This window comes from Allobosea sp. (genome assembly GCF_036675845.1).
Classification (GTDB): domain Bacteria; phylum Pseudomonadota; class Alphaproteobacteria; order Rhizobiales; family Beijerinckiaceae; genus Allobosea.
Genome location: NZ_JAKFED010000137.1, coordinates 25,923 through 48,819, shown reverse-complemented (window position 1 = coordinate 48,819; position 22,897 = coordinate 25,923). Strand labels below are relative to the sequence as shown.

At 68.6% G+C, this 22,897-nt stretch carries 26 protein-coding genes; 12 read left to right on the top strand and 14 right to left on the bottom strand.

Annotation, left to right across the window (positions count from 1 at the left end):
• The first annotated feature begins 185 nt into the window (after positions 1 to 185).
• The 4 genes from V6M56_RS14180 to V6M56_RS14165 all read left to right on the top strand — a co-directional run bounded on the left by V6M56_RS14180 (position 186) and on the right by V6M56_RS14165 (position 6,237).
• The gene (locus V6M56_RS14180; protein ID WP_332684730.1) at positions 186 to 929 is read left to right on the top strand and encodes a sulfite exporter TauE/SafE family protein; all 744 of its coding nucleotides are present in this window, start codon (positions 186 to 188) and stop codon (positions 927 to 929) included.
• 90 nt (positions 930 to 1,019) lie between these two features.
• On the top strand, positions 1,020 to 1,808 hold the full coding sequence (locus tag V6M56_RS14175; protein WP_332684726.1) for an SDR family NAD(P)-dependent oxidoreductase: 789 nt from the start codon (positions 1,020 to 1,022) through the stop codon (positions 1,806 to 1,808).
• Between the two features lie 420 nt (positions 1,809 to 2,228).
• On the top strand, positions 2,229 to 4,307 hold the full coding sequence (locus tag V6M56_RS14170; RefSeq protein WP_332684725.1) for an elongation factor G: 2,079 nt from the start codon (positions 2,229 to 2,231) through the stop codon (positions 4,305 to 4,307).
• A 208-nt stretch (positions 4,308 to 4,515) separates the two neighbouring features.
• Positions 4,516 to 6,237, top strand: coding sequence for an AMP-binding protein (locus V6M56_RS14165; RefSeq protein ID WP_332684724.1), 1,722 nt, complete (start codon positions 4,516 to 4,518; stop codon positions 6,235 to 6,237).
• A 41-nt stretch (positions 6,238 to 6,278) separates the two neighbouring features.
• On the opposite strand, the gene V6M56_RS14160 is transcribed toward V6M56_RS14165, so the two are convergent.
• The 3 genes from V6M56_RS14160 to dapF form a co-directional block, all read right to left on the bottom strand.
• Positions 6,279 to 6,866 (bottom strand): hypothetical protein, encoded by a 588-nt coding sequence (locus V6M56_RS14160; protein WP_332684721.1) that lies wholly within the window; start codon positions 6,864 to 6,866, stop codon positions 6,279 to 6,281.
• 84 nt (positions 6,867 to 6,950) lie between these two features.
• Positions 6,951 to 8,225, bottom strand: a complete 1,275-nt coding sequence (mtaB, locus tag V6M56_RS14155; RefSeq protein ID WP_332684719.1) for a tRNA (N(6)-L-threonylcarbamoyladenosine(37)-C(2))-methylthiotransferase MtaB — start codon at positions 8,223 to 8,225, stop codon at positions 6,951 to 6,953.
• 1 nt (position 8,226) lies between these two features.
• On the bottom strand, positions 8,227 to 9,108 hold the full coding sequence (dapF, locus tag V6M56_RS14150; RefSeq protein ID WP_332684717.1) for a diaminopimelate epimerase: 882 nt from the start codon (positions 9,106 to 9,108) through the stop codon (positions 8,227 to 8,229).
• A 143-nt stretch (positions 9,109 to 9,251) separates the two neighbouring features.
• Here dapF and V6M56_RS14145 point away from each other — a divergent pair, with 143 nt between their 5' ends.
• On the top strand, positions 9,252 to 10,181 hold the full coding sequence (locus V6M56_RS14145; RefSeq protein ID WP_332684715.1) for a GyrI-like domain-containing protein: 930 nt from the start codon (positions 9,252 to 9,254) through the stop codon (positions 10,179 to 10,181).
• Positions 10,182 to 10,306: 125 nt separating this feature from the next.
• Here the strand turns inward: V6M56_RS14145 and V6M56_RS14140 are convergent, their stop codons facing one another.
• From V6M56_RS14140 to V6M56_RS14120, 5 genes are all read right to left on the bottom strand, one after another.
• Entirely contained in the window at positions 10,307 to 11,365 is a 1,059-nt protein-coding gene (locus V6M56_RS14140) for an MBL fold metallo-hydrolase (RefSeq protein WP_332684713.1), read from the bottom strand.
• A gap of 69 nt (positions 11,366 to 11,434) precedes the next feature.
• Positions 11,435 to 12,061: a LysE family translocator gene (locus V6M56_RS14135; RefSeq protein ID WP_332684711.1), complete on the bottom strand. Its 627-nt coding sequence runs from the start codon at positions 12,059 to 12,061 to the stop codon at positions 11,435 to 11,437.
• A gap of 56 nt (positions 12,062 to 12,117) precedes the next feature.
• A complete protein-coding gene (locus tag V6M56_RS14130; RefSeq protein WP_332684709.1) occupies positions 12,118 to 12,462 on the bottom strand; it encodes a type II toxin-antitoxin system PemK/MazF family toxin in 345 nt (114 codons plus the stop codon).
• Positions 12,449 to 12,661: an AbrB/MazE/SpoVT family DNA-binding domain-containing protein gene (locus V6M56_RS14125; RefSeq protein ID WP_332684707.1), complete on the bottom strand. Its 213-nt coding sequence runs from the start codon at positions 12,659 to 12,661 to the stop codon at positions 12,449 to 12,451. Before V6M56_RS14125 ends, V6M56_RS14130 begins: the two co-directional genes overlap by 14 nt.
• 69 nt (positions 12,662 to 12,730) lie before the next feature.
• The gene (locus tag V6M56_RS14120; protein ID WP_332684705.1) at positions 12,731 to 13,300 is read right to left on the bottom strand and encodes a CAP domain-containing protein; all 570 of its coding nucleotides are present in this window, start codon (positions 13,298 to 13,300) and stop codon (positions 12,731 to 12,733) included.
• A 240-nt stretch (positions 13,301 to 13,540) separates the two neighbouring features.
• Between V6M56_RS14120 and V6M56_RS14115 the strand changes: the two genes are divergently transcribed.
• Positions 13,541 to 13,924, top strand: coding sequence for a YybH family protein (locus V6M56_RS14115; RefSeq protein ID WP_332684703.1), 384 nt, complete (start codon positions 13,541 to 13,543; stop codon positions 13,922 to 13,924).
• Positions 13,925 to 13,932: 8 nt separating this feature from the next.
• Here the strand turns inward: V6M56_RS14115 and V6M56_RS14110 are convergent, their stop codons facing one another.
• The gene (locus V6M56_RS14110) at positions 13,933 to 14,346 is read right to left on the bottom strand and encodes a hypothetical protein (RefSeq protein ID WP_332684701.1); all 414 of its coding nucleotides are present in this window, start codon (positions 14,344 to 14,346) and stop codon (positions 13,933 to 13,935) included.
• A gap of 307 nt (positions 14,347 to 14,653) precedes the next feature.
• On the opposite strand from V6M56_RS14110, the gene ffh reads away from it, so the two are divergent.
• The 5 genes from ffh (at position 14,654) to trmD (ending at position 18,785) form a co-directional block, all read left to right on the top strand.
• The gene (gene ffh, locus V6M56_RS14105; protein ID WP_332684699.1) at positions 14,654 to 16,231 is read left to right on the top strand and encodes a signal recognition particle protein; all 1,578 of its coding nucleotides are present in this window, start codon (positions 14,654 to 14,656) and stop codon (positions 16,229 to 16,231) included.
• A gap of 28 nt (positions 16,232 to 16,259) precedes the next feature.
• Positions 16,260 to 16,619: a 30S ribosomal protein S16 gene (gene rpsP, locus V6M56_RS14100; protein WP_332684697.1), complete on the top strand. Its 360-nt coding sequence runs from the start codon at positions 16,260 to 16,262 to the stop codon at positions 16,617 to 16,619.
• Positions 16,620 to 16,718: 99 nt separating this feature from the next.
• Positions 16,719 to 17,243 (top strand): ribosome maturation factor RimM, encoded by a 525-nt coding sequence (gene rimM / locus V6M56_RS14095; RefSeq protein ID WP_332684695.1) that lies wholly within the window; start codon positions 16,719 to 16,721, stop codon positions 17,241 to 17,243.
• Positions 17,233 to 17,904, top strand: a complete 672-nt coding sequence (locus V6M56_RS14090; protein ID WP_332684693.1) for an HAD family hydrolase — start codon at positions 17,233 to 17,235, stop codon at positions 17,902 to 17,904. The genes rimM and V6M56_RS14090 overlap by 11 nt, the downstream gene beginning before the upstream one ends.
• A 158-nt stretch (positions 17,905 to 18,062) precedes the next feature.
• Positions 18,063 to 18,785 carry a tRNA (guanosine(37)-N1)-methyltransferase TrmD gene (gene trmD / locus V6M56_RS14085; RefSeq protein WP_332684692.1) on the top strand — a complete coding sequence of 241 codons (723 nt, stop codon included), beginning with the start codon at positions 18,063 to 18,065 and terminating at the stop codon, positions 18,783 to 18,785.
• A gap of 77 nt (positions 18,786 to 18,862) precedes the next feature.
• Here the strand turns inward: trmD and V6M56_RS14080 are convergent, their stop codons facing one another.
• The 3 genes from V6M56_RS14080 to V6M56_RS14070 all read right to left on the bottom strand — a co-directional run bounded on the left by V6M56_RS14080 (position 18,863) and on the right by V6M56_RS14070 (position 21,213).
• Positions 18,863 to 19,285 carry a rhodanese-like domain-containing protein gene (locus tag V6M56_RS14080; protein WP_332684690.1) on the bottom strand — a complete coding sequence of 141 codons (423 nt, stop codon included), beginning with the start codon at positions 19,283 to 19,285 and terminating at the stop codon, positions 18,863 to 18,865.
• Positions 19,286 to 19,361: 76 nt separating this feature from the next.
• Positions 19,362 to 19,961: a sugar O-acetyltransferase gene (locus V6M56_RS14075; RefSeq protein ID WP_332684688.1), complete on the bottom strand. Its 600-nt coding sequence runs from the start codon at positions 19,959 to 19,961 to the stop codon at positions 19,362 to 19,364.
• A gap of 49 nt (positions 19,962 to 20,010) precedes the next feature.
• Entirely contained in the window at positions 20,011 to 21,213 is a 1,203-nt protein-coding gene (locus V6M56_RS14070; RefSeq protein ID WP_332684686.1) for a pyridoxal phosphate-dependent aminotransferase, read from the bottom strand.
• 256 nt (positions 21,214 to 21,469) lie between these two features.
• Between V6M56_RS14070 and V6M56_RS14065 the strand changes: the two genes are divergently transcribed.
• Positions 21,470 to 22,285: a transglutaminase-like domain-containing protein gene (locus tag V6M56_RS14065; RefSeq protein WP_332684685.1), complete on the top strand. Its 816-nt coding sequence runs from the start codon at positions 21,470 to 21,472 to the stop codon at positions 22,283 to 22,285.
• Between the two features lie 19 nt (positions 22,286 to 22,304).
• On the opposite strand, the gene V6M56_RS14060 is transcribed toward V6M56_RS14065, so the two are convergent.
• Together V6M56_RS14060 and V6M56_RS14055 are read right to left on the bottom strand one after the other, a co-directional pair.
• Positions 22,305 to 22,505 (bottom strand): hypothetical protein, encoded by a 201-nt coding sequence (locus V6M56_RS14060; RefSeq protein WP_332684683.1) that lies wholly within the window; start codon positions 22,503 to 22,505, stop codon positions 22,305 to 22,307.
• Complete coding sequence (locus V6M56_RS14055) at positions 22,502 to 22,636, bottom strand: hypothetical protein (RefSeq protein WP_332684681.1); 135 nt, start codon at positions 22,634 to 22,636, stop codon at positions 22,502 to 22,504. Before V6M56_RS14055 ends, V6M56_RS14060 begins: the two co-directional genes overlap by 4 nt.
• Between the last annotated feature and the right edge of the window lie 261 nt (positions 22,637 to 22,897).

Sequence of the window (22,897 nt, the reverse complement as noted above, 5' to 3'; positions counted from 1 at the left end):
CACGCGGGCGTTACGGCGCGCTGTTTTCAGTTGAGTGCGGGGCCATACAGGAGGAATCGCCCTTTGTCGAGACGGTGCCGATGCCGGAGATGGCAGCAGCGCGGCCGCGACCGCAAAGAGCGCTTGCATGACGCTACGGGAATCGGATGCGGTACACCTTCGCCGGCGCGGCGACGAGGTGCAGCATGCCGGCCGATATCCTGACCTACGCCTCGCTGTTCACCCTGCTGGTCGGGCTGGCGGCCGGCGTCGTCGGCGGCGTGGTCGGGACCGGCTCGTCGATCATGCTCCTGCCCGTCCTGGTCTGGTCCTTCGGGCCGAAGCAGGCGGTGCCGATCATGGCGGTCGCCGCGGTGATGGGAAACCTGGCGCGGGTCGTCGCCTGGTGGCGCGAGGTCGACTGGCGCGCCTTCCTCGCCTACGGGCTGCCGGGCGTGCCGGCGGCGATGCTGGGCGCCAGCACGCTGCTGCAACTGCCCTCGGCGGCGATCGATGTCGGGCTCGGCCTGTTCTTCCTGCTGATGATCCCGGGACGACGCTGGCTGGAGGCCCGGAAGATCAGGTTCAGCCTGTGGCAGCTTTCCCTGGCCGGGGCCGCCATCGGCTTCCTGACCGGGCTGGTGCTCTCGACCGGGCCGCTCAGCATTCCCGCCTTCCTGGCCTATGGCCTGACCAAGGGCGCGCTGCTCTCGACGGAGGCTGCGACCTCGCTGTTCATCTACCTGACCAAGGTCGCGACCTTCCGGACGCTGGGCGCGATGCCGCTGCCGATCTTCGCCAAGGGGGTGATCGTCGGCGCTTCGCTGATGCTCGGAACCTTCGTCGGCAAGGCGCTGGTGATGCGCATGGACCGGGCAACCTTCCAGCTCCTGCTCGACGCCATGATGCTGTTTTCCGGCCTCTTCCTGGTCGCTGCCGCGTTTCGGTGAATACCGGCGGCGGCGGAGCAGCAAGAGCGCTTCCGGCCGCGTGCGGCCGGCTGTAAGGAAGCGGTAAGTCTGTTGTCGGGGAGTTGTGAAATGCCGGAAAGCTCGATCAGGACCGTCCTCGTCACCGGTGCCGCGCGCGGCATCGGGCTGGCGACGGTCAAGCGCTTCCTCGCCGACAACTGGCGCGTCGCGCTGCTCGATATCGACGCGCATGGCCTGGGTGAGGCGATGGCCGAACTCGACGCGCCGACGGTCACGCTTTCGCTGGTCTGCGATGTCGCCGAACCCGCCGCGGTCGCGGCCGCGGTCGACGCCACGGTCGAACGCTTCGGCCGGCTCGATGCGCTGGTCAACAATGCCGGCACGGCGGTGTTCAAGCCGTTGCTCGAGACGACCCATGCGGAGTGGCAGCGGGTGCTGGACGTCAACCTGACGGGACCGTTCCTGACGACGCAGGCGGCGGCGGCGGCGATGGCCGACGCTGGCGGCGGGGCCATCGTCAACATCACCTCGATCTCGGGCCTGCGCGCCTCGACGCTGCGCGTCGCCTACGGCACCAGCAAGGCGGCACTCGCCCATCTCACCAAGCAGCAGGCGGCCGAGCTCGCCGGGCTCGGCATCCGGGTCAACGCGGTTGCGCCCGGGCCGGTCGAGACGGCGATGGCCAAGGCGGTGCACTCACCCGAGATCCGCGCCGATTATCACGATGCCATCCCGCTCGCCCGCTACGGGCTGGAGGAGGAGCTGGCCGAGGCGATCTTCTTCTTGTGCAGCGACAAGGCGAGCTACATCACCGGCCAGGTGCTCGCCGTCGATGGCGGCTTCGACGCGGTAGGCATCGGCCTGCCGACATTGCGTGGGCAGCGGCGCAATCGCTAGAGTCGGATCCGATCAGGTTGGATCAATCTGATCGGCGCGTGCTCTGGCGCGAATAAGCGAGGTCGTCCCGGACGAGCAGCGAAGCTGCGCCGATCCGGGACCCATGCCTGAGCCATTGTCGGTGAGGCTCTGGCATGGGTCCCGGGTCTCCCTTCGGTCGCCCGGGACGACTCACGTGCGGGTCGGCGAGCCGACAGCCCGACAGATTTAACGTGCCGGAACATTCCCCTTGCGCCCACTTTCATTCGGCGCGAACCTTCCCCTCGACATCCCTCTTCGACGGCCGCCCGACCCGGTCGGGCCCGAGCGACCGCCGCCTTGCCGGCGTGGGTGCTTTTCCGCTCCCGCCGGCCTTCCGCCGCCGGGAGCGAGGCCTTCAGCCTTGGCGTCTCCGCGCGGCCAGAACCGAAGGAGGACGACATGGCTGCGACTTCCGTCAATGGAGGAACCTCATCCGGGGTCAGAGGCAGGGGGCCGCGATGCATCGCCATCGTCGGTCCCTTCCAGAGCGGCAAGACCAGCCTGTTCGAAAGCATCCTGGCGCGCTGCGGCGCTGTCTCCCGTGCCGGCTCGGTGAAGACGAAGAACAGTGTCGGCGACGCCTCGGCCGAGGCCCGTGCCCACCAGATGAGCACCGAGCCGAATGTCGCCAGCGTCACCTTCCTCGGCGAGCGCTTCACCTTCATCGACTGCCCCGGCTCGGTCGAGTTCCTGCATGAGATGCGCCATGTCCTGATGGCGGTCGATGCCGCGGTGGTGGTCTGCGAGGCCGACGACCGCAAGGCGCCCGCTTTGGAACTGGTGCTGCGCGAGCTCGAGGAAGCCGACATCCCGCGCTTCCTGTTCCTCAACAAGATCGACGCCGCGGCGCGCCGGGTGCGCGAGACCTTGGCCCTGCTGCAGCGCGCCTCGCGCACGCCGCTGCTGCTGCGGCAGATCCCGATCTGGCGCAACGGCATCGCGGTCGGCTTCATCGACCTCGCGCTGGAGCGCGCCTTCGTCTACCGCGAGCATGCGCCGAGCGAGATCGTGCCGCTCGCCCCCGAGGAGGCCGAGCGCGAGCGCGATGCCCGCTTCTCGATGCTCGAGAAGCTCGCCGACTATGACGACGCCCTGATGGAGGACCTGCTCGGCGACCTCGAGCCGCCGCGCGACCTGGTCTTCGACGATCTCGCCCGCGAGCTGAAGGAGCGCCATGTCGTGCCGGTGCTGATCGGCGCGGCGGAGCGCGGCAATGGCGTGACGCGCCTGCTCAAGGCGCTGCGGCACGAGGCACCGGGCCTGGAGGCGACCCGCGGCCGCATCGGCGTGATTGGCGAGGGCGCGCCGCTGGGGCTGGTGATGAAGACCTGGCATTCCGGCCAAGGCGGCAAGCTCTCGCTCGCCAGGGTGCTGCGCGGCCGGCTCGCCGAGGGCGACACGGTGACCTCCTCGGCCGGCATCGAGGCCCGCATCGGCGGCGTGCTCGAGCTGAAGGGGGCCGAGCAGCAGCGCCAGCCGGTTGCCGAAGAGGGCGAGGTGGCGGCGTTCTCGCGCCTGGAAGGCGTGCGCACCGGCGAGGCGATCGCTGCGGGAAAAGTGAGGCCGGATGCGATCAGTGCGGTCGCGCCGCCCGAACCGGTGCATGCGCTGGCGGTGACGGTGAAGGAGCGCAAGGACGATGTCCGGCTGGCGGCGGCGCTGGCCAGGCTGACCGAGGAGGATACCGGGCTGAGCCTGGCGCATCTGGCCGAGTTCGGCGAGATGCGCCTGTCGGGGCAGGGCGAGATGCATCTGCGCGTCGCGCTGGAGCGGCTCTCCGGCCGCTATGGCGTCGCGGTCGAGAGCGCCAACCCCGAGGTCGGCTATCGCGAGAGCATCCGCGGCAAGGCCGGGGCGCGCGGCCGGCATCGCAAGCAGAGCGGCGGCCATGGCCAGTTCGGCGATGTCGTGCTGGAGATCGCTCCGCTGGCGCGCGGCGAAGGCATCCGCTTCGTCGACCGCATCACCGGTGGCGTCGTGCCGCGGCAGTACATCTCTTCGGTCGAGGCCGGCGTGCGCGACTATTGCCAGCGCGGGCCGCTCGGCTTTCCGCTGGTCGATATCGAGGTGACCCTGACGGACGGCTCCTACCACACGGTCGATTCCTCCGACATGGCCTTCCGCCAGGCGGCGCGGATCGCGATGAGCGAGGCCTGTCCGCAGGCCAAGCCGGTGCTGCTCGAGCCGATCCTGGCCGTCGAGATCGTGATCCCCTCGGATGCGATGTCGCGTGCTTCGGCGCTGGTCTCGGCGCGGCGCGGCCAGATCCTCGGTTATGATGCGCGGCCGGGCTGGCGCGGCTGGGACCAGATCAACGCCCAGGTGCCGGAGGCCGAGATGGGAGGGCTGATCGTCGAATTGCGCTCGGCGACCGCCGGGGTCGGCTCGTTCAGCGCCCGCTTCGATCATCTCTCCGAGCTCGCCGGCAAGTCGGCCGACGCGGTGGTGGCGGCGCAGGCGATGGCGCAGGCCCGATAATCCGGTTGCCGGGTATAAAGTTCATATGTAAACTTTTTTGGGTATGGAAATGCGGCGGGTGCTTGCACCCGCCGCAGGCATTTCGCAGTGTAGTGCAAGACCATGAGAAGAGACGGATTTCCGCTGGGCGAAGAGCCGCCGCGGACCGGCTCCGGTGAGCTTCCGAAGCCCGGAAACAGGGTGTGGAAGCGCAAAAGGGAGGACGACGATGAACGCGATTCCCGCCGCGGAGACCGGGCCTGACCCGCGGCCCTGGCTGGCGCATTATCCGGCGGCCGTGCCGGCCGAGATCGCCGCCGATGCGCCCGGCACCCTGGCCGAGCTGATCCGCTCGGCCTGCGAGTTCTATCCGCAACGCCACGCCTTCGAGAGCTTCGGCAAGCCCCTGACCTATGCCGAGACCGGCCGCGCTGCGCGGACCTTCTGCGCCTGGCTGCAGGGACAGGGTTTCCAGAAGGGCGACCGCATCGCGCTGATGATGCCGAACATCCTCGCCTACCCGGCGACGATCTTCGGCGCGCTGCTCGGCGGCTATGCCGTCGTCAACGTCAATCCACTCTACACGGCGCGCGAGCTGACCCATCAGCTCGCCGATTCAGAGGCCCGTGCCCTGGTGGTGATCGAGAATTTCGCCCATGTCGTCGAGGAGGCGCGGCCGAAGCTGAAGCTCGACGCCATCGTCGTCGCGACGGCCGGCGACCTGATGGGGTTCAAGGGGACGATCGTCAATTTCGTCGCCCGCAAGGTCAAGAAAGTGGTCAAGCCCTTCGTCCTGCCGGGCTCGTTCCAGCTGAAGGCGATCCTGGCGGGACCTGCCACGATGGCGCCGGTGACGGTCACGCCCGACGACATCGCCTTCCTGCAGTATACCGGCGGGACCACCGGCGTCGCCAAGGGCGCGGTGCTGACCCATCGCAACGTCGCGGCCAATGTCGAGCAGGCCAGGCTCTGGCTCGGCTGGGCGGTCGAGCCGCCGCTCGGGCGCAGCGACTACCAGCACGTCATGGTGACGGCGCTGCCGCTCTATCACATCTTCGCGCTGACCTGCTGCTGCATGTTCATGCTGCGGATCGGCGCCAAGGGCCTCCTGATCGCCAATCCGCGCGATATCACCGGCTTCATCAAGACGCTGAAATCGAGCCGGTTCACGCTCTTTTCCGGCGTCAACACGCTCTACAACGCGCTGGCCAACCATCCCGAGATCAAGGATGTCGACTTCTCGGAGCTGCGTTTCTCGGTCGCCGGCGGCATGGCGACCCAGGCCGTCGTCGCCAAGCGCTGGCGGGAGGTGACCGGCAAGCCGATCATCGAGGGCTATGGTCTGTCCGAGACCTCGCCGATGGCTTCGGTCAACCGGCCTGACATCGGCGAGTTCACCGGTACGATCGGCTTTCCGCTGCCCTCGACCGATATCGCCATCCGCGACGCCGACGGCAACGAGATGCCGCAGGGCGAGCCGGGCGAGATCTGCATCCGCGGGCCGCAGGTGATGGCCGGCTACTGGAGGCGGCCGGACGAGACCGCCAAGGTGATGACGCCGGACGGCTTCTTCCGCTCCGGCGATATCGGCATCATGCTGCCCGACGGCCAGATCAGGATCGTCGACCGGATGAAGGACATGATCCTGGTCTCGGGCTTCAACGTCTATCCCAACGAGGTCGAGGACGTGCTCGCCGCCCATCCCGGCGTGCTCGAGGCGGCGGTCATCGGCCTGCCGGACGAGCATTCCGGCGAGGCCGTCACCGCCTTCGTGGTGAAGAAGGATCCGGCGCTGACGGCCGATGCGCTGCGCGGCTTCTGCAAGGAAAGCCTGACCGGCTACAAGGTGCCCAGGCAGATCATCTTCCGCGACGCCCTGCCGAAGACCAATGTCGGCAAGGTGCTGCGCCGGGCGCTGCGCGAGGAAGTTGCGGCCGCAGCAAAGGGCTGACGTCAAGCGCCTCGCGAGCAGGCGCCGACCCTGCGCGGCGACTATTCCGGCGCGTGGATCGTCGCCCGCAAGGCCTTGAACTGCGGCAGCGCGGCTGCGAGCCCGGCCTTGTCGGTGACGCAGATCAGCGCCGTGCGCCCCTTGGCCGTCTCGATGGTCGAAGTGAACATGCGCACATTCTCGGCATTGGGGCCGGCCTTGGGCGTCACCGTCAGCTCGATGCCGGTGAAGCCCTGGTGCTCGAAGAGCTGCAGGTCGGAGACCGTGCCGATCGTCTCGAACATGTCGCGATAGAGCTTCTGCCATTCCGGCTTGGCCATCTGCTCGTTGATGACCTCGCGGCTCAGCGCCGCATTCTGGTGGGCGGGCTTGAAGCCGAGCGTGCAGAGCCCGCCGTCGGCGCTGACCGCCTTGGGGGTGCCGGTGGTCGAATCGATGTCGATCGTCACGTCGAACTGCGGATGCGGCTTGCCGGCCTTGCCGACGAAGGGTTTTGGCGGCGACACCGAAAGGCCGCTCGCCGGGTCGCCATAGGATTGCGCGCCGGCGCCGGAGCAGGCGAGGGCGAAGGGCAGTGCGGCGAGGAGGGCGGTCTTGCGGAATGCGGTCTTGCGGAAGCGAGCGATCATGGCGTTTGGCCTTAAGTCCGGATTGCGACATGGGCGAGACGTCTGCGCCGTCCGTCGTTGCATGAGCGGGAACCGGGCGGCGCGTCAAGCCGCGAGCAGCGCCTTGTCGCCGCAGGACTGCGCCGTCACCGGGACGATCTCGCCCGCCGCAACGCGGTGCCCGAAGCGGACGAGGGTGAAATCCTCGGCCCGGCCGGTGTCGCCCCGCTCGGTCAGCACGGCGAGCGGCCGCCCGATCCTGGCCTGGAGATGGCGGCGATGGGCGGCCTGCGCCGCCTCGCGCAGGCGCAAGGCCCGCTCCCGCACGATCTCGCCGGCAAGCTGCGGCATGCGTGCTGCCGGCGTGCCCGGCCGGGCCGAGAACGGGAAGCCGTGGACATAGGACAGGCCGCATTCCTCGATCAGCGCGAGCGTGCGGGCGAACATCGCCTCGTCCTCGGTCGGGAAGCCGGCGATGAGATCGGCGCCGAAGACGATCTCGGGCCGGAGCGCCCGCATCTCATGGCAGAAGCGCACGGCGTCGGTGCGGCCATGGCGGCGCTTCATGCGCTTGAGGACGAGATCGTCGCCCGATTGCAGCGAAAGATGCAGATGCGGCATCAATCGCGGCTCGTCGGCGATCAGCCCGCGCAGTTCGTCATCGATCTCGACCGCGTCGAGCGAGGACAGACGCAGGCGCGGCAGCTCCGGCAGCGCCGCGAGCAGGCTGCGGACGAGGGCGCCGAGCGATGGCGCGCCCGGCCTTTCGCGGCCGTAGCTCGTCAGGTCGACGCCGGTCAGCACGATTTCGCGCGCGCCTTCCGCGACCAGCGCCCGCCCCTGCGCGACCACGTCCTCGACCGCAGCCGAGCGGGCATTGCCGCGGCCGAGCGGGATGACGCAGAAGGTGCAGCGATGGTCGCAGCCGTTCTGGACCTGCAGGAAGCCGCGAGTGTGGTTGGAAAGCGCGCGCGTGCGCTGGGCGCTGGCGCCGCGCGCCAGCATGATGTCGCCGACGCGCAGCCTGTCTTGCGCGGGGCGCTCCGCGCCGCCGCGCAGGCTGTTGGAGGCCGCGAGCGCAAGCCAGCTTTCCGGCTCCAGCTTCTCGCCATTGCCGAGCACCTGCGCGACCTGCGGCATGGCAGCGAAGCGGGCCGGTTCGATCTGCGCGGCGCAGCCGGTGACGACGACCGGCCGGTCCGGCTGCTCGCGGGCCAGCCTGCGGATCGCCTGCCCGGCCTGGCGCACCGCCTCGGCGGTGACGGCGCAGCTGTTGACGATGGCGACGTCGCGCAGGCCGGCCGCCTCTGCCTGCGCCTGCATCGCCTCGCTCTCGACGAGGTTGAGACGGCAGCCGAAGGTGAGGGTCTCGACCGGCATCTCAGGCAGCGGCGAACAATGCCGGCTCCAGCGCGCCTTCGCGCTCCAGCTCGACCGGGCCGGTCATCAGGACATGGCCGTCGCTCTCGCGCCATTCGATGACGAGATCGCCGCCGGGCAGGCTGACCGTGGCCTTGCGCTGGCTGAGCTCGCGCCGGACGGCGGCGACCAGCGCGGCGCAGGCGCCGGAGCCGCAGGCGCGGGTGATGCCGGCTCCGCGCTCCCAGACGCGCAGCACGATATGGTCCGGGGCCTTGACCGCGGCCAGCCCGATATTGGCGCGGTCGGGGAAGATCGGGTGGTTCTCGAGCAGCGGGCCGATCTGCTCCAGATTGAAGCGATAGGGATCGTCGACGAAGAAGACCGCGTGCGGATTGCCCATGTTGACGGCGCCCGGCGTGTGCAGGACAGGCGCGTCGATCGGGCCGATCTGCAGCTCGAAGCCGCTGGTGTCGTGGAACGGCTCGGCGAGCGGGATTTCGTCCCAGGCGAGGCGCGGCTTGCCCATGTCGACGGTGAAGACCAGCTCCGAGAGCCGCGTCGCCGGCAGCAGCCCGCCCTTGGTTTCGAGCGTCAGGCTGCGTCTCGTCGGATCGCCCATCTGGGGATCGGCCATCATCGCCCAGGCGACGCAGCGCGTGCCGTTGCCGCAGGCGCCGGCCTCGGAGCCGTCGGTGTTGTAGATGCGGACGAAAGCGTCGGTGCCGGCCGTCCTCGGGTCGTGCAGCACCATGAGCTGGTCGAAATGCAGGCCGGGCGCAGCGGCGATGGCGCGCGCCTGCGCTTCCGACACGACAGGCTTGGCGCCGCGCAGGTCGAGCACGGTGATCTCGTTGCCGAGCCCGTTCATCCTGAGGAACCGGCGATGCGCGAGGGCGTTCATATCGTCACATGTCCATGATGATGCGGTTCTATGACCGAGGCGCCGAAAAAACGCCACCCTGTGGGGCTCTTGTCTGCGAATGCGAACGGCGTAGCTTGCGCCGCAACGACGCGAATCGGTCGTGTCAGGTCAGGATTTTCGGGATGCGATACTCCAGCCTGTGCATGGTCGCTTTAGCTGCCGGCCTCGCGGCCCCCGTCGCCGCGCCGGCCCAGACCCGGGTCGCGCCGCCGGCCAGCGTCGAGAGCGCGCCGCTGGCGCCCCCGCCGGGCCAGGCGACGACAGGCCCGGTGACTCCCGTGCAGAGCGCGCCGTCGACCCAGCCACAGCAAGGCCAGCCCCAGACCGGCCAGGCCCAGGCACCCCAGACGCAGCCGCCGGCCCAGAGCGAAACGCAGCCGGTGCAGCCCGCTCCGACTCCGCAGGCCCCCGTGACGCCGCAGCCGGTCCAGCCGGCACCGGCGCCGCAGGTGCCGCTCGAGCCGCAACCGGTGCAGCCGCCGCCGACCCTGCCGGATCCGCTGCCGGCGGCGCCCCCGGTGCAGCAGCAGACCGGCACGCCCGATCCCAATGCCACCCTCGCCGGCAAGCCGGGCAATCCTTCCGATGTCGACGAGGTCAGGCTGATCGCCCGGCCGGTGCTGACGCTGCCGGGGCAGGCGAGCTGGGACCAGGGCTTCCAGCGCCTGTCGGAAAGCATCGCGCTGCTGCGCGCGGAGGCGGCCAAGGCCGGGCTCAAGGCTGCAGGGCGGCCCCTGACCCTGTTCATCGAGACTGACGACAACGGCTTCAAGTTCGAGGCCATGCTGCCGGTCGACCGGGTGCCGGATGCCGCCGCGACGGCCGGGCTGGCGAATGGTGTCCGCGCCGGCCAGTCGCCGACGGGGCGCTCGCTGCGCTTCGTCCACACCGCGCCCTATGACGACATCGATTCGACCTATGAGACGATCACCGCCTATCTCGAGGCCAAGAACATCGTGGTGAAGGACGCCTTCCTCGAGGAATATGTCGGCGATCTCAAGGATCCGGGCGATCCCAATCTGGAGATCAACGTCTACGTCCAGCCGCGCTGAGACGCAGCTTCCTCGTCATGGTCGGCTTGTCCCGACCATCCGCGTTTTCACCGATCGAGCGTCGTGTTCAATGCGTGGGTGCTCGCCACAAGGGCGAGCATGACGGCCGAGCGCAGACTCGGATTTCAAACCTCCCAGATCAGTCCCGGCCGCATCGGCAGGAAGCGCTCCTGCGGCAGGTCGGCCTTGTCGAGCGCGGCCGCCAGCGCTTCCAGCGGGCGGCCGATGCCTTCGTCGGTGAGCTGGAACGTGCCCCAGTGATGGCCGAGCGCCTGCTCGGCGCCAAGCGAGCGCATGACCTCGACCGCCTCTTCCGGGTTCATGTGGTTGTCGCCCATGAACCAGCGCGGCTCATAGGCCCCGATCGGGAGCAAGGCGAGGCGGAAGGGGCCGTGCTCCCGCCCGAGCTCGCGATAGAGCGAACCGTCATGGAAGCCTGTGTCGCCGACATGGAGGAGCTTCCCGGCCGGCGTCTCGATCACATAGGAGCACCACAGCGCCATGCGCCGGTCGAAGGCGCCGCGCGCCGACCAGTGATAGCTCGGCACCAGCGTCAGCGCGATCTCGTCGGAAAGCGCCAGGCGGGTCCGCCAGTCATGGGCCTCGGCCCGGATCGTGGCGTCGTGCGCCTTGACGATCGCATCGTTGCCGAGCGGCATGATCATGCGCGGCCGGTCGCGCTGGTGCAGCCGTGCCAGCGTCTCGAGGTCGAGATGGTCGTAGTGGTTGTGCGTGATCAGGACGATGTCGATCTTCGGCAGATCGGCGAAGGCGATGCCGGGCGCGTTCACCCGCCTGGGGCCGAAGAAGGAGAACGGGCTCGCCCGCTCCGAATAGACCGGGTCGATGAGGATGTTGAGCCCGCCGGCCTGCAGCAGGAAGGAGGCGTGGCCGAGATGCGCGATGCGCAGCCCCTCGACCCTGGCCGGCGGCCTGTCCTGCGGCGGCGCCGGGAAATGCTCCGGAAACGCTTCCTTCCGGCGGCTGCCGACCTGCCAGCGCAGCACATCGAGCAGCCCCTTGGTCACGGGCCGGCCGTCGCTGAAGACCACTCCGTTGAAATGGTCGCTGACGGGACCCTGGTAATAGGGGTTGCGCGAGCGCGCATAGGAGGCCCAGGCGAAGCCGCCGGAGGCGAGGAGCGCGGGGATACCGAGGAGGTGGAGGAATTTGCGGCGGTTCATGGCCCGGTCAAGGTGGGCGTCGATCGCGCCGGGTCAAGAGCCGCCGCGCGATCGTGAATGCGGCGCGCCTCAGTTGCTGCCCGAGCGCAGCGCGACCGTCGCGACCCCGGCGCCGACCAGCAGGGTGCCGCCGGCCTTGTTGAACAGCCCGATGGCGCGCGGATTGCCCACCACCGAACGGGCGCGCGAGGCGATCAGCGCGTAGCCGAGCGCATTGGCGAAGGCGAGGCCGATGAAGGTCGCCTCGAAGATCAGCATCTGCGCCCAGAAATCCGCCTTCGGGTCGAGGAACTGCGGCAGGAAGGCGACGAAGAAGGTGATGCTTTTCGGGTTCAGCGCCGTCACCAGCCAGGCATGGCCGAGCATCTTCAGCGCCGAGGTCGCATCGTTGCGGGGCTCGGCGTTCAGGCTGCCGCCGGCGCGGAAGAGCTTGACGCCGAGATAGATCAGATAGGCCGCGCCGACCCATTTCAGCGCCGTGAACACGGTGGCGGAGGTTGCCAGCAGGGCGCCGACGCCGAGCATGGAGAGGGTCATCGCCGTGAAGTCGCCGAGCGCGACGCCGACCGCCATCGGGAAGGCGGTGCGCCAGCCCTGGCCGAGCGCATAGGAGATCACCAGCAGGATGGTCGGCCCGGGGATGACGAGCAGGACGGCGGTGGCGGCGGCGAAGGCGGCCCAGGTTTCGAAGGTCATGGGATAGCTCCGATAAAGACCAGAGCCATCACCAGACGCAGGCGATTGTAAAGAGGCTATCCAAGTTTGAGATGGCCGCGCAGCGTCGCCGTCACGGCAGCCAGCCGCTCCGCATCGATGCGGCCGATCGCTTGCGCATGGCGGGCCTCGATCGTCGCGATCTTGCAGGGCCTTATCGTCGAGGGAGCGGGCAGGCCGGCTTCGCGATAGCGTGGTCCGAGCGGTACGTCGCCCGGCCAGGGCCGGTTCTCGGCGCTGGTGATCATCACGACCCAGAGCAGCGCCTCGCCATCGCCGATGCCTCCATCGGACACGACGAGCGCCGGCCGATGCTGGCGCGTTGCGCGGTCGGTATAGGGGAGGGGGACGCGGACGACGTCGCCTCGCTCAAAGCTCGGCATAGGCCTTCCGATCCGCCTCGCCGTCCCATTCAGCGAAGGTTCCGAACGGATCTTCGGCGGAAGGCGTTGCCTTGCTGATCACGACATGGCCGTTCGCGATCACATAGGTGATCTCGTCGCCTTCCTTAAGTTTGAGAGCGGTGCGTACCGCCTGCGGGATCGTGGTCTGCGCCTTCGTCGTGAGCTTGCTCGTGATCATCGCCGACCTCCGCTTTCCAATGTAAGGAATTTCCTTCCGCTCTGCAATGAGCGCTCGGCCCGGCGTCCCTCAGCGCGGTGTGAACGGATTCGAGCCGAAATAACCCACGGGACCGACCGGCCTTTCCCGGCGCTTTTCGGGCTCGGCGGCGAGCACCAGCGTCCACCAGGCGCCGTAGCGGGTCTGCGGATTCTTGGCGAGCGCGATGCCGATGCGCGTCGCCTGCGGCATGACGAGATTGGTTTCGTGGCCGGAGGATTTCTTCCAGCCGTCGAAGGCTTCCTGCGTCGAGTAATAGCCGGCGCCGAGGTTCTCGGCGGCCCGCACCGTGTCGAGGCCCGCGGCATGGACCCGCGAAGTGAAGCTGCCGGCGGCGTCGTGCGAAAGGCTGTCGCCGGCGGCCATCGCATCCGCCTGGCGCTGCGCCATCGTGGTCAGAGCCGGGTCGAGCCTGACCGGGCCGAGCCCCTTGCCGGCGCGATAGCCGTTGAGAATGCGCACGGCCTCGGCCGGCTCGGCCTTCACGGCTGCGAGACGCTCGAGCTTGCGGGCGCTCGGCGGCGCGGCTTCGCGCTGGGTTCCGGCACAGCCGGCCGCGAGCAGCGCGAGCGCCAGCGCTGCGTTCAAGGCTCTTGTCATCGTCTGGTTCTCGTCTTGTCCTGCGGCCGGCAAGCAGCCGGGTTCATGCTGGCGCTAGAGCCGGATGCTTTCAGATGGAACCGCGAAGCGCTTCCATCTGAAAGCTGAATCCGTCTCTTATCAAAAGCTTAGAGCAGGATTCATGCGAAAAACCGGTTCCCACTTTTTCGCATCCTGCTCTAGTGGGGAATCTTGGCGTGATTGTCACCATGCTTTGGATTCACAAGGAGGCGGCCGAGGATGAACGAGGATGAACGGGCCATCCGCGCACTGATCGAAAACTGGATGGCGGCCACCAAGGCAGGCGATGTCGAAGCCGTGCTCGACCTGATCGCCGACGACGTGGTCTTCATGGTGCCGGGCGCCGAGCCGTTCGGGAAGCAGGCCTTCGCCGCTGCGCTCGCAGGGCTCGGGCAATTCACCATCGAAGGGCGCAGCGAGATCCGCGAGCTTCAGGTGGTCGGCGACTTCGCCTGGCTGCGCAACCATATCGAGATGACCGCGACTTCGACGGACGGCAAGGCCGTCCGTCGGTCGGGCTACACGCTGACCATCCTGCGCAAGCAAGCCGATGGCCGCTGGCAACTGGCGCGCGATGCCAACCTGCTGACCGAGCGGCCATAGGCCGTCATCTAGCCCTGCGCGCCGGAGATCACGCGGCAGAGCGCGTCGCGGACATAGCCTTCGGGGGCGACCTGACCCTGCTGGACGACGAAGACGGCGTCGACGCGGGTGCCGCCGCCGCTCTTGCGGGCGGTAACGCGCAGCGTCTGCGGGCGGCCGGAGCCGGAGGTCTCCTGGATGGCGAGCACCGAGCTGGTGGCGTTGTCGATCCGCATGTCGGCGAAGCCTTCGGCCGAAATCGCGGCGCCGAGATCCTTGAGGACGCGGGCCGGGGCGCGCTTGGCCACCATGTCCCAGGTCTTGTAGGTCAGGCCGGTCAGCATCGGGGTGCCGACCACGCTGAAATTGCCCTCGCAGGACTGCGCCTGCGCCTGGGTCAGGCCGAGCGCCAGCAATGTCGCGGTGATAGCCAAGAGCTTCATGTTGTCTCCCTGGTGAGGGCAGGTCGGAATCGGTTTCGGGAAATAGGAGGGCGGCCGCACGCGGTGCAATCGCCGGCAGCCGCTGCGCTCTTGTGGCGTTCAGCTTGACTTTCGCCGCAATCTTCCGCTTTAACGCGGCCATCCGTTTCGCCGCATCGACGAGACTTCATCCGCCGACCGGGCCGCGCCTAGCGCCTTTACGAGCCCGGAGGTCAACGCCCGACAGCGCGCCTGCGCCCTCGGGCGCGAAACCGCTTGGGGGACGAGGCTTGGCCGATCCGGCTTTTGAGGCAGCAAGCAGGTCCGCATGTTCGGCACGCTGAGCGAAAGACTCTCCGGCATCCTCTCGGGCCTGACCCGCAGGGGCTCGCTGACCGAGGACGACGTCAACGCCGCGCTGCGCGAGGTGCGGCGCGCCTTGCTCGAGGCCGACGTCGCGCTGGAAGTGGTGCGCAGCTTTACCGAAAAGGTCAGAGAGCGCGCCGTCGGCGCCGAGGTGCTGAAATCGGTCACCCCCGGCCAGCAGGTCATCAAGATCGTCAACGACGTGCTGATCGACACGCTCGGCGGCGAGGGCGAGGGCATCACCTTCGACGCCGTCCCGCCGGTGCCGATCCTGATGGTCGGCCTGCAAGGCTCGGGCAAGACCACCTCCACGGCGAAGATCGCCAAGCGCCTGACCGACCGCAACAAGAAGCGCGTCCTGATGGCTTCGCTCGATACGCGCCGTCCGGCCGCGATGGAGCAGCTCGCCATTCTCGGCAAGCAGGTCGGCGTCGAGACGCTGCCGATCATCGCCGGCCAGTCCGCCGTGCAGATCGCGCGCCGTGCCGTCGAGGCCGCCAGGCTCGGCGGCTACGACGTCGTCATGCTCGACACCGCCGGCCGCGTCACGCTCGACGAGACGCTGATGGCCGAGGTCGCCGAGGTCAAGGCGGCAACCAATCCCCATGAAGTGCTGCTCGTCGCCGACGCGCTGACCGGCCAGGACGCGGTCAACACCGCCCGCGCCTTCGACGGCCGCGTTGGGCTGACCGGCATCGTCTTGACCCGCATGGACGGCGACGGCCGCGGCGGCGCGGCGCTCTCGATGCGCGCCGTCACCGGCAAGCCGATCAAGCTCGTCGGCACCGGCGAGAAGACCGACGCGCTCGAGGATTTCCATCCTTCGCGCGTCGCCAACCGCATCCTCGGCATGGGCGACATCGTCGGCCTGGTCGAGAAGGCCGCCGCGACGGTCGACGCTGACAAGGCGCAGGAGCTGGCGCAGCGCCTCGCCAAGGGCAATTTCGATCTCGGCGACCTGCGCTCGCAGCTCCAGCAAATGGAGAAGATGGGCGGGCTCGGCGGGCTGATGGGCATGATGCCCGGCATGGCCCAGATGAAGAACCAGATCGCCAGCTCGAAGATGGACGACAAGGCCATCGCCCGGCAGATCGCGATCATCAATTCGATGACGCCGGCCGAGCGCAAGAACCCCGATCTGCTGAAGAACAGCCGCAAGAAGCGCATCGCCGCCGGCTCCGGCACTTCGCCCGAGGCGATCAACAAGCTGCTCAAGATGCATCGCCAGATGGCGGACATGATGAAGCAGATGGCCCGGCAGAAGGGCGGCATGCTCGGCAAGCTCGGCCAGATGTTCGGGCTCGGTGGCGGCATGGGCGGCCTGCCTGCAGGCATGCCGGATCCCTCGAAGATGGATCCGGCGCAGCTCGCCGAACTCCAAAAGCAGCTCGGCGCCGGCGGCGGCATGCCGTCGCTGCCGCCTGGCGGCTTCCCCGGCCTGCCCAAGGGCGTCACTCCGCCGGCCGGGATGATGCCGAGATTGCCCGGGTTGGGCTCCGGCCTGCCAGGGCTCGGCAACAACCCGTTCAAGAAAAAGTAGTTCTCCGTTCAAACCAAAGGAAAGACCTATGTCCCTCAAGATCCGCCTGACCCGCGGCGGCGCCAAGAAGCGCCCCTATTACCGCATCGTCGTCGCCGACGCCCGCGCGCCGCGCGATGGCCGCTTCATCGAGAAGATCGGCGCCTATGACCCGATGAAGGCCAAGGATTCGCCGGAGCGCGTCGTGCTCGACCTCGAGAAGGCCAAGGCCTGGCTCGCCAAGGGCGCCCAGCCGACCGACCGCGTGCTGCGCTTCCTCGACGCCGCCGGCGTGCTGAAGCGCCCGGCCCGCAACAACCCGAACAAGGCGGTTCCCGGCGAGAAGGCCAAGGAGCGCGCCGAGAAGCGGGCCGAGAAGAGCGCTGCCCCGGCCGAAGCCGAGGCGTGAGCTTCTTGACGTCCAACGTGTCATTCCCGGGCGAAGCGCAGCTTCGACCCGGGAATCTTCGGCAGGAGATGCCCGGGGCGAGCCCGGGCATGACGCGTCGTGGCATCTGACGAACTCGTCCTGCTCGGCGTCATCGGCGCTCCCCATGGCATCAAGGGCGAGGTCCGGATCAAGGCCTTCACCGGCGATCCGCTGGCGCTGGCCGAATACGGCCCGCTTACCGACGAGCAGGGGCGGCGCTTCGAGATCGCTTCGCTGCGCCCCGCCAAGGAGGTGGTCGTCGCCCGGCTGAAGGGCGTGACCAGCCGCGAGGGCGCCGAGACGCTGAACGGCGTCAGGCTCTTCGTCGAGCGCTCGCGCCTGGCGGCGCCCGAGGACGAGGACGAGTTCCTGCAGGCCGATCTCGTCGGCTGCTCGGTTTTCGCGCCGGATAGAGCCATCCTCGGGAAAGTCACCGCCGTCGCCAATTACGGCGCCGGCGACCTGCTCGACATCGAGACGCCCGATGGCCGCTCGGTGCTGATGCCCTTCACCAAGGCCTTCGCGCCGCGCATCGACATCGTCGGCAGGCGGATCGAGGCGCTGCCGCCGGCCGGTCTGTTCGAGGACGACGATGCTGCCTGATACGCCGGCGAAGGCGCTGATCTTCGACATGGACGGCACCATCGTCGACAATATGCGCTTCCATGACGACGCCTGGGAGCGCTGGTATGGCGGCCACGGCCTGCCTTTCGAGCGCGCGACCTTCTCGGCGCAGACCGCCGGCATGGCGATCCCGGACATCATCGGCCCGCATTTTCCCGGCGCCGATGTTGCCGAGCTGGACCGCCTGGCGGAGGAGAAGGAAAGCGTCTACCGCGAGACCTACCGGCCGCATGTCGCAGCCCTGACCGGCCTGGTCGGGCTGCTCGACCGTGCCCGCAGCCATGACGTGCCGATGGCCGTCGGCACGGCGGCCGCGCCACCGAATATCGCTTTGATCCTCGACACGCTCGCTTTGCGTGAGCGCTTCACCACCATCGTCTCGCCGAGCCAGGGCTATCGCGGCAAGCCGCATCCGGACATGTTCCTCGCCGCTGCCGAGCGGATGGGCGTGGCGCCGGGCGACTGCATCGTCTTCGAGGACGCCCCCAACGGCGTCGAGGCGGCGCGGCGCGCCGGCATGCGGGCGGTGGCGATCCTGACCATGCTCGACGCCGGCGCCTTCGCCGGCTTCGACAATGTCGTCGCCAGCGTGAAGGATTTCGCAGCGCTGGACGGGCATCCGGCGCTGCGCTTCGGGTGATTTCCTCTGCGCCGGTCACACGAGCCGTCAATCCGGCCGTAGCGAAGCGGAGTGCCGGAATCCATCGTAGAGTTCGGGGTCCTTCGATGGATCCCGGGTCTGCGCTGCGCTTGCCCGGGATGACGGTGGTGTTATCAGCGCCAGAGCCAGGTTGAACCATGACCTTCCGTGCCTCGATCCTGACGCTCTACCCGGAAATGTTCCCGGGCCCGCTCGGCGCCTCGCTGGCTGGCGAGGCGCTGCGCAACGGGCTCTGGTCGCTCGACACCCACCAGATCCGCGACCACGGCATCGGGCGGCATCGCAATGTCGACGACAATCCGGCCGGCGGCGGCGCCGGCATGGTGCTGCGCTGCGACGTGCTGGCGGCGGCGATCGACGCCGCCGTTCCCGCCGATGATGCAAGGCCGCGCCTGCTGATGTCGCCGCGCGGCGCGCGCCTCGACCAGGCCAGGGTCCGCGAGCTCGTGATCGGCGAGGGCGTCGTCATCGTCTGCGGCCGCTTCGAGGGCGTCGACGAGCGCGTCATCGAGGGCCGCGGCCTGACCGAGGTCTCGATCGGCGACTACATCCTGTCCGGCGGCGAGATGGCGGCGATGGTGCTGCTCGATGCCTGTGTCCGGCTGATTCCGGGCGTGATGGGCAAGCAGGAATCGGGGCAGGAGGAGAGCTTCGAGAACGGGCTGCTCGAATACCCGCACTACACAAGGCCGCGTGAATGGGAGGGCAGGGGCCTGCCCGAGGCGCTGCTTTCCGGCGACCATGCCCGCATCGCGCGCTGGCGCCGCGAGCAGGCGGAGGCGATCACGCGGGAACGGCGGCCGGATCTGTTGGGCCTTCCTTCTCCCCTCGGGGGAGAAGGTGGCAGCGCGAAGCGCTGACGGATGAGGGGAGGATAGAGCTTCATCTCCTCATCCGTCTGCTGCGCAGACACCTTCTCCCGGGAGAAGCGCTTTTCTCAGGGATACCCCGTCACCGGCAGCCCTTCCGCCAGCCAGCCCTTGTCCGAGGGATTGCCGAGCAGGCCGCCGCGGACGTCGACGAGTTCCTTCCAGCCACGGGCGGCGAGCTTGCGCTGCAGGGCCGACGACCGGCTGCCGGTCCGGCAGATCAGCGCGATCGGCTTGCCGGGATGGTCGAGCTTCAGGGCGGCGAGGCGCACCTCGAAGCCGCTGCCTTCCATGTCGAGCCTGACCGCGCCCTTCGGTACCCCGGTATCGGCCCATTCCTCGGGCGTGCGGATATCGACCAGCACGAGCCGGCCCGCCTGCACGGCTTCATGCGCTTCGCGCACCGAGAGCGAGGGCCGAGGCTCCTGGGCACCGCCAGCGACCGGTAGTGCGCAGCAGGCGGCGAGCGTCAGGAAGGCGCGGCGGTTCATGCCTGAGCGTTAGCCAATGCCGACGGCGGCCGCAATTCACGAAGCCCGGATGGCGGCGGGGCGGCGCCGCCCGCGTTCACGGCCGCGACGAACGGAACCCGGTCGCATCGGCCGCGGTGATCTCTCGCAGCACCTTGCAGGGGACGCCGGCCGCGATCACCCCCGCCGGCACGTCGCGCATCACGACGCTGCCGGCGCCGATGATCGTGTCGTCGCCGATCGTGACGCCCTGGTTGATCGTGGCGCCGCCGCCGATCCAGACGCGGTTGCCGATGCTCACCGGTTTGGCATAGCAGCCGCCGGCGATGCGCTCGGCCGGGTCGATGGCGTGGTTGGCGGTATAGATGCCGACACGCGGGCCGAGCAGGACGTTGTCGCCGATGGTGATCCCGGCGCCGTCGAGCATGACGCAGTCGAAATTCGCGTAGAAGCTCCGGCCGATGGCGATGTTGAAGCCGAATTCGCAGCGGAAGCTGGGCTCGAAATGCGCGCCCGGGCCGACCTCGCGGAGAAACGTCCGAAGCAGCGCCTCGCGCGCTTCGGGCGGCTGGCCGATGCTGCGGTTGTAGGCGTCGGTCAGGCCGACGGCGCGCGCCCGCGCCGCGACAAGCTCGGGCGTCAGGTCGTCATACATCTGCCCTGACAGCATCAGGGCGCGCTGCTCTTCGAGGTTCATCTGCGATCGAGGCGAGACCGGCAGTCCACCTGCCGGCCTCGCCCTTTTGTCAGCGCAGCTCGGCGCAGAAGCGCTGGATGCGGCGGCAGGCCTCTTCCAGCTTGTCGTCCGAGGTGGCGTAGGAGATGCGGAAGTTCGGGCCGAGCCCGAAGGAGGAGCCGTGCACCGCGGCGACGGCCTCGTCTTCCAGCAGGCCCATGACGAGGTCCTCGTCGGTCTCGATCTTCTTGCCGTTGGGCATGGTCTTGCCGATCAGGGCCGAACAGTCCGGATAGACGTAGAAGGCGCCTTCCGGGGTCGGGCACTTCAGGCCCCGCGTCTGGTTCAGCATCGAGACGACGAGGTCGCGCCGGCGCTCGAACGCCTTCCTGAACACCGGCAGATGATCCTGCGAGCCGTCGAGTGCCTCGACCGCCGCCCATTGCGAGATCGCCGAGGTGCCTGAGGTCTGCTGGCCCTGGACCATGTCCATGGCGTCGATCAGATGCTTGGGGCCGGCGGCGTAGCCGATGCGCCAGCCGGTCATGGCGTAGGATTTCGAGACGCCGTTCATGGTCAGCGTGCGCTCGTAGAGGGCGGGCTCGATCTGCGCCGGGGTGACGAATTTGAAGTCGCCATAGACCAGGTGCTCGTACATGTCGTCGGTCAGGATCCAGACATGCGGATGGCGCAGCAGCACGTCGGTCAGCGCCTTGAGCTCGGCATGGGTATAGGCCGCGCCGGAGGGGTTGGAGGGCGAGTTCAGGATCACCCATTTGGTCTTCGGCGTGATCGCGCGCTCGAGCTCCTCGGGCTGGAGCTTGAACTCCTTGTCGATCGTGGTGTGGGCGAAGGTCGCGGTGCCGCCGCAAAGCGCGACGATCTCGGGATAGGTCACCCAATAGGGCGCGACGCAGATCACCTCGTCGCCCGGGTTCAGCGTGGCGAGCAGCGCATTGTAGATGACGTGCTTGCCGCCGGTGCCGACGATGGTCTGGTTCGGCTTGTAGTCGAGGCCGTTCTCGCGCTTGAGCTTGCGGGTGATCGCCTCGCGCAATTGCGGGATGCCGGCGACGGGCGTGTACTTGGTCTCGCCGCGGCGGATGGCGGCGATCGCCGCCTCCTTGATATTGTCGGGCGTGTCGAAATCGGGCTCGCCGACGGAGAGCGAGATCACGTCTTTGCCCTGCGCTTTGAGATCGCGCGCCTTCTGCGTGATGGTGATGGTCGCAGACGGCTTCACGCGCTTCAGGGCGTCGGCAAGAAAAGCCATGATCCAGATCTCCGGGAGCTTGCAGGGCACGCCTTCGGGCGCGGGCGTGGTTTAGGACCCAAGCGCCGGCACCGCAAGCGCGAGTGCTTGATAGCGGCCAGAAGCAAAGCGAATGACCGGGGAGCGCCTCGGCGGCAAGTTGACGGCCCTCGGCGGGATAGCGGCCGGAATTGTATCGTGCAGGCCTGAAACGTGCATGGTGGTGTCGAGGCTGGGGAGTCGCAGGCAACCGCGCTGGCGCGCAGAAGGCTCATGCATGAAGCTCAGGATCGGCTACGAACTGGACTACGAATTTCCGCAGCCGACCCCGATGATCCTCATGCTGCATGTGCATTTCAGCCGGGTCTCGGACCTTGCAGCGCCGGATCATATGCGCGTCCAGCCGCCGGTCCCGGTCAGCGCCTATCGCGACGGCTTCGGCAACTGGTGCAGCCGCCTGCTCGCGCCGCTGGGCGCGATGCGCTTCTCGGCCGATGCGGTGATCAGCGATAGCGGCCTGCCCGAGGCGTTCGATCGCCAGGCGGGGCAGGTGCCGGTTGAGCGCCTGCCGGAGGAGTGCCTGGTCTTCCTGCTGGCCAGCCGCTTCTGCGACAGCGACCGGCTGCTCGACCTCGCCTGGCAGCTCTTCGGCCATACCCAGCCGGGAGCGCCGCGCGTGCAGGCGATCTGCGACTTCGTCCACCAGCGCATCGCCTTCGACTACATGGATGCGAGCGTGACCCGCAGCGCAGCCGAGGCCTATCGCGAAGGGCGCGGGGTCTGCCGCGACTACGCCCATCTGGCAATCGCCTTCTGCCGGGCGATGAACATCCCGGCGCGCTACTGCACCTGCTATCTCGGCGATGCCGGTACGCCGCCGCCCTGGCCGCCGGGCGATTTCGCGGCGTCGTTCGAGGCCTATCTCGAGGGCGGCTGGCAGATGTTCGATCCGCGCAACAATGTTCCGCGTATCGGCCGGGTGCTGATCGCGCGCGGCCGCGATGCCGCGGACGTCGCCCTCACCACGACCTTCGGGCCGAACACGCTGACCGGGTTCCGGGTCTGGACGGAAGAGGTGAGCGAGGCGGCGTGAGAGCCGGGCCCGCTTGCCCTTATTCGTCGAGAAGCGGGGTCGGGCCGGGCTTCTTCGCCCGCAGCGGCGTCTTGCGGGTGAGGCCCTTGGGCCTGGTGCCGGGCATGCCGTCGGCCGCGGCGATCTCGGCCACCGGATTTCTGGCCGGCGGCGGGGCAACCGCCGGCTGCGGTGCCGGCTTCTCGGCCTCCGCCGGATCGATGGTCCGGAAGCGGATCACTTCTTCTTCTGCCCGGTGGCCTTGGCGATCGCCGTCGCGAAGGCCGGCGCGGCTGCCGGCGCGCTCGCCTTCGGCTTGTTCTGCTTGGGCTTCTTGGCTTCGCGGTTACCGCGCTGTTCGCCTTTTGCCATCGTCTGTCTCCTTTGATCGGGGAACGCGGAGTGCGGACCTCAGGGGGGCGCGTCTTGCCGCTGCTTCAGAGCGAAGCGCGCGGGTTTCGTAACGGGCCGGACAGCCAGCTTGAGTCGATTTGGCGGAGCGCTTGCGTCACGGGAGGCCGGCTTTCGGCTGCCGCGGCCGGCCCCGCGGGCGCGGAGCCGTCATCTCGAAGCAGAAGCCGAGCCTAGGGCAGCGAACGCCGGAGGGCACGCTGTTTCTTTTCCTTCCTCCGG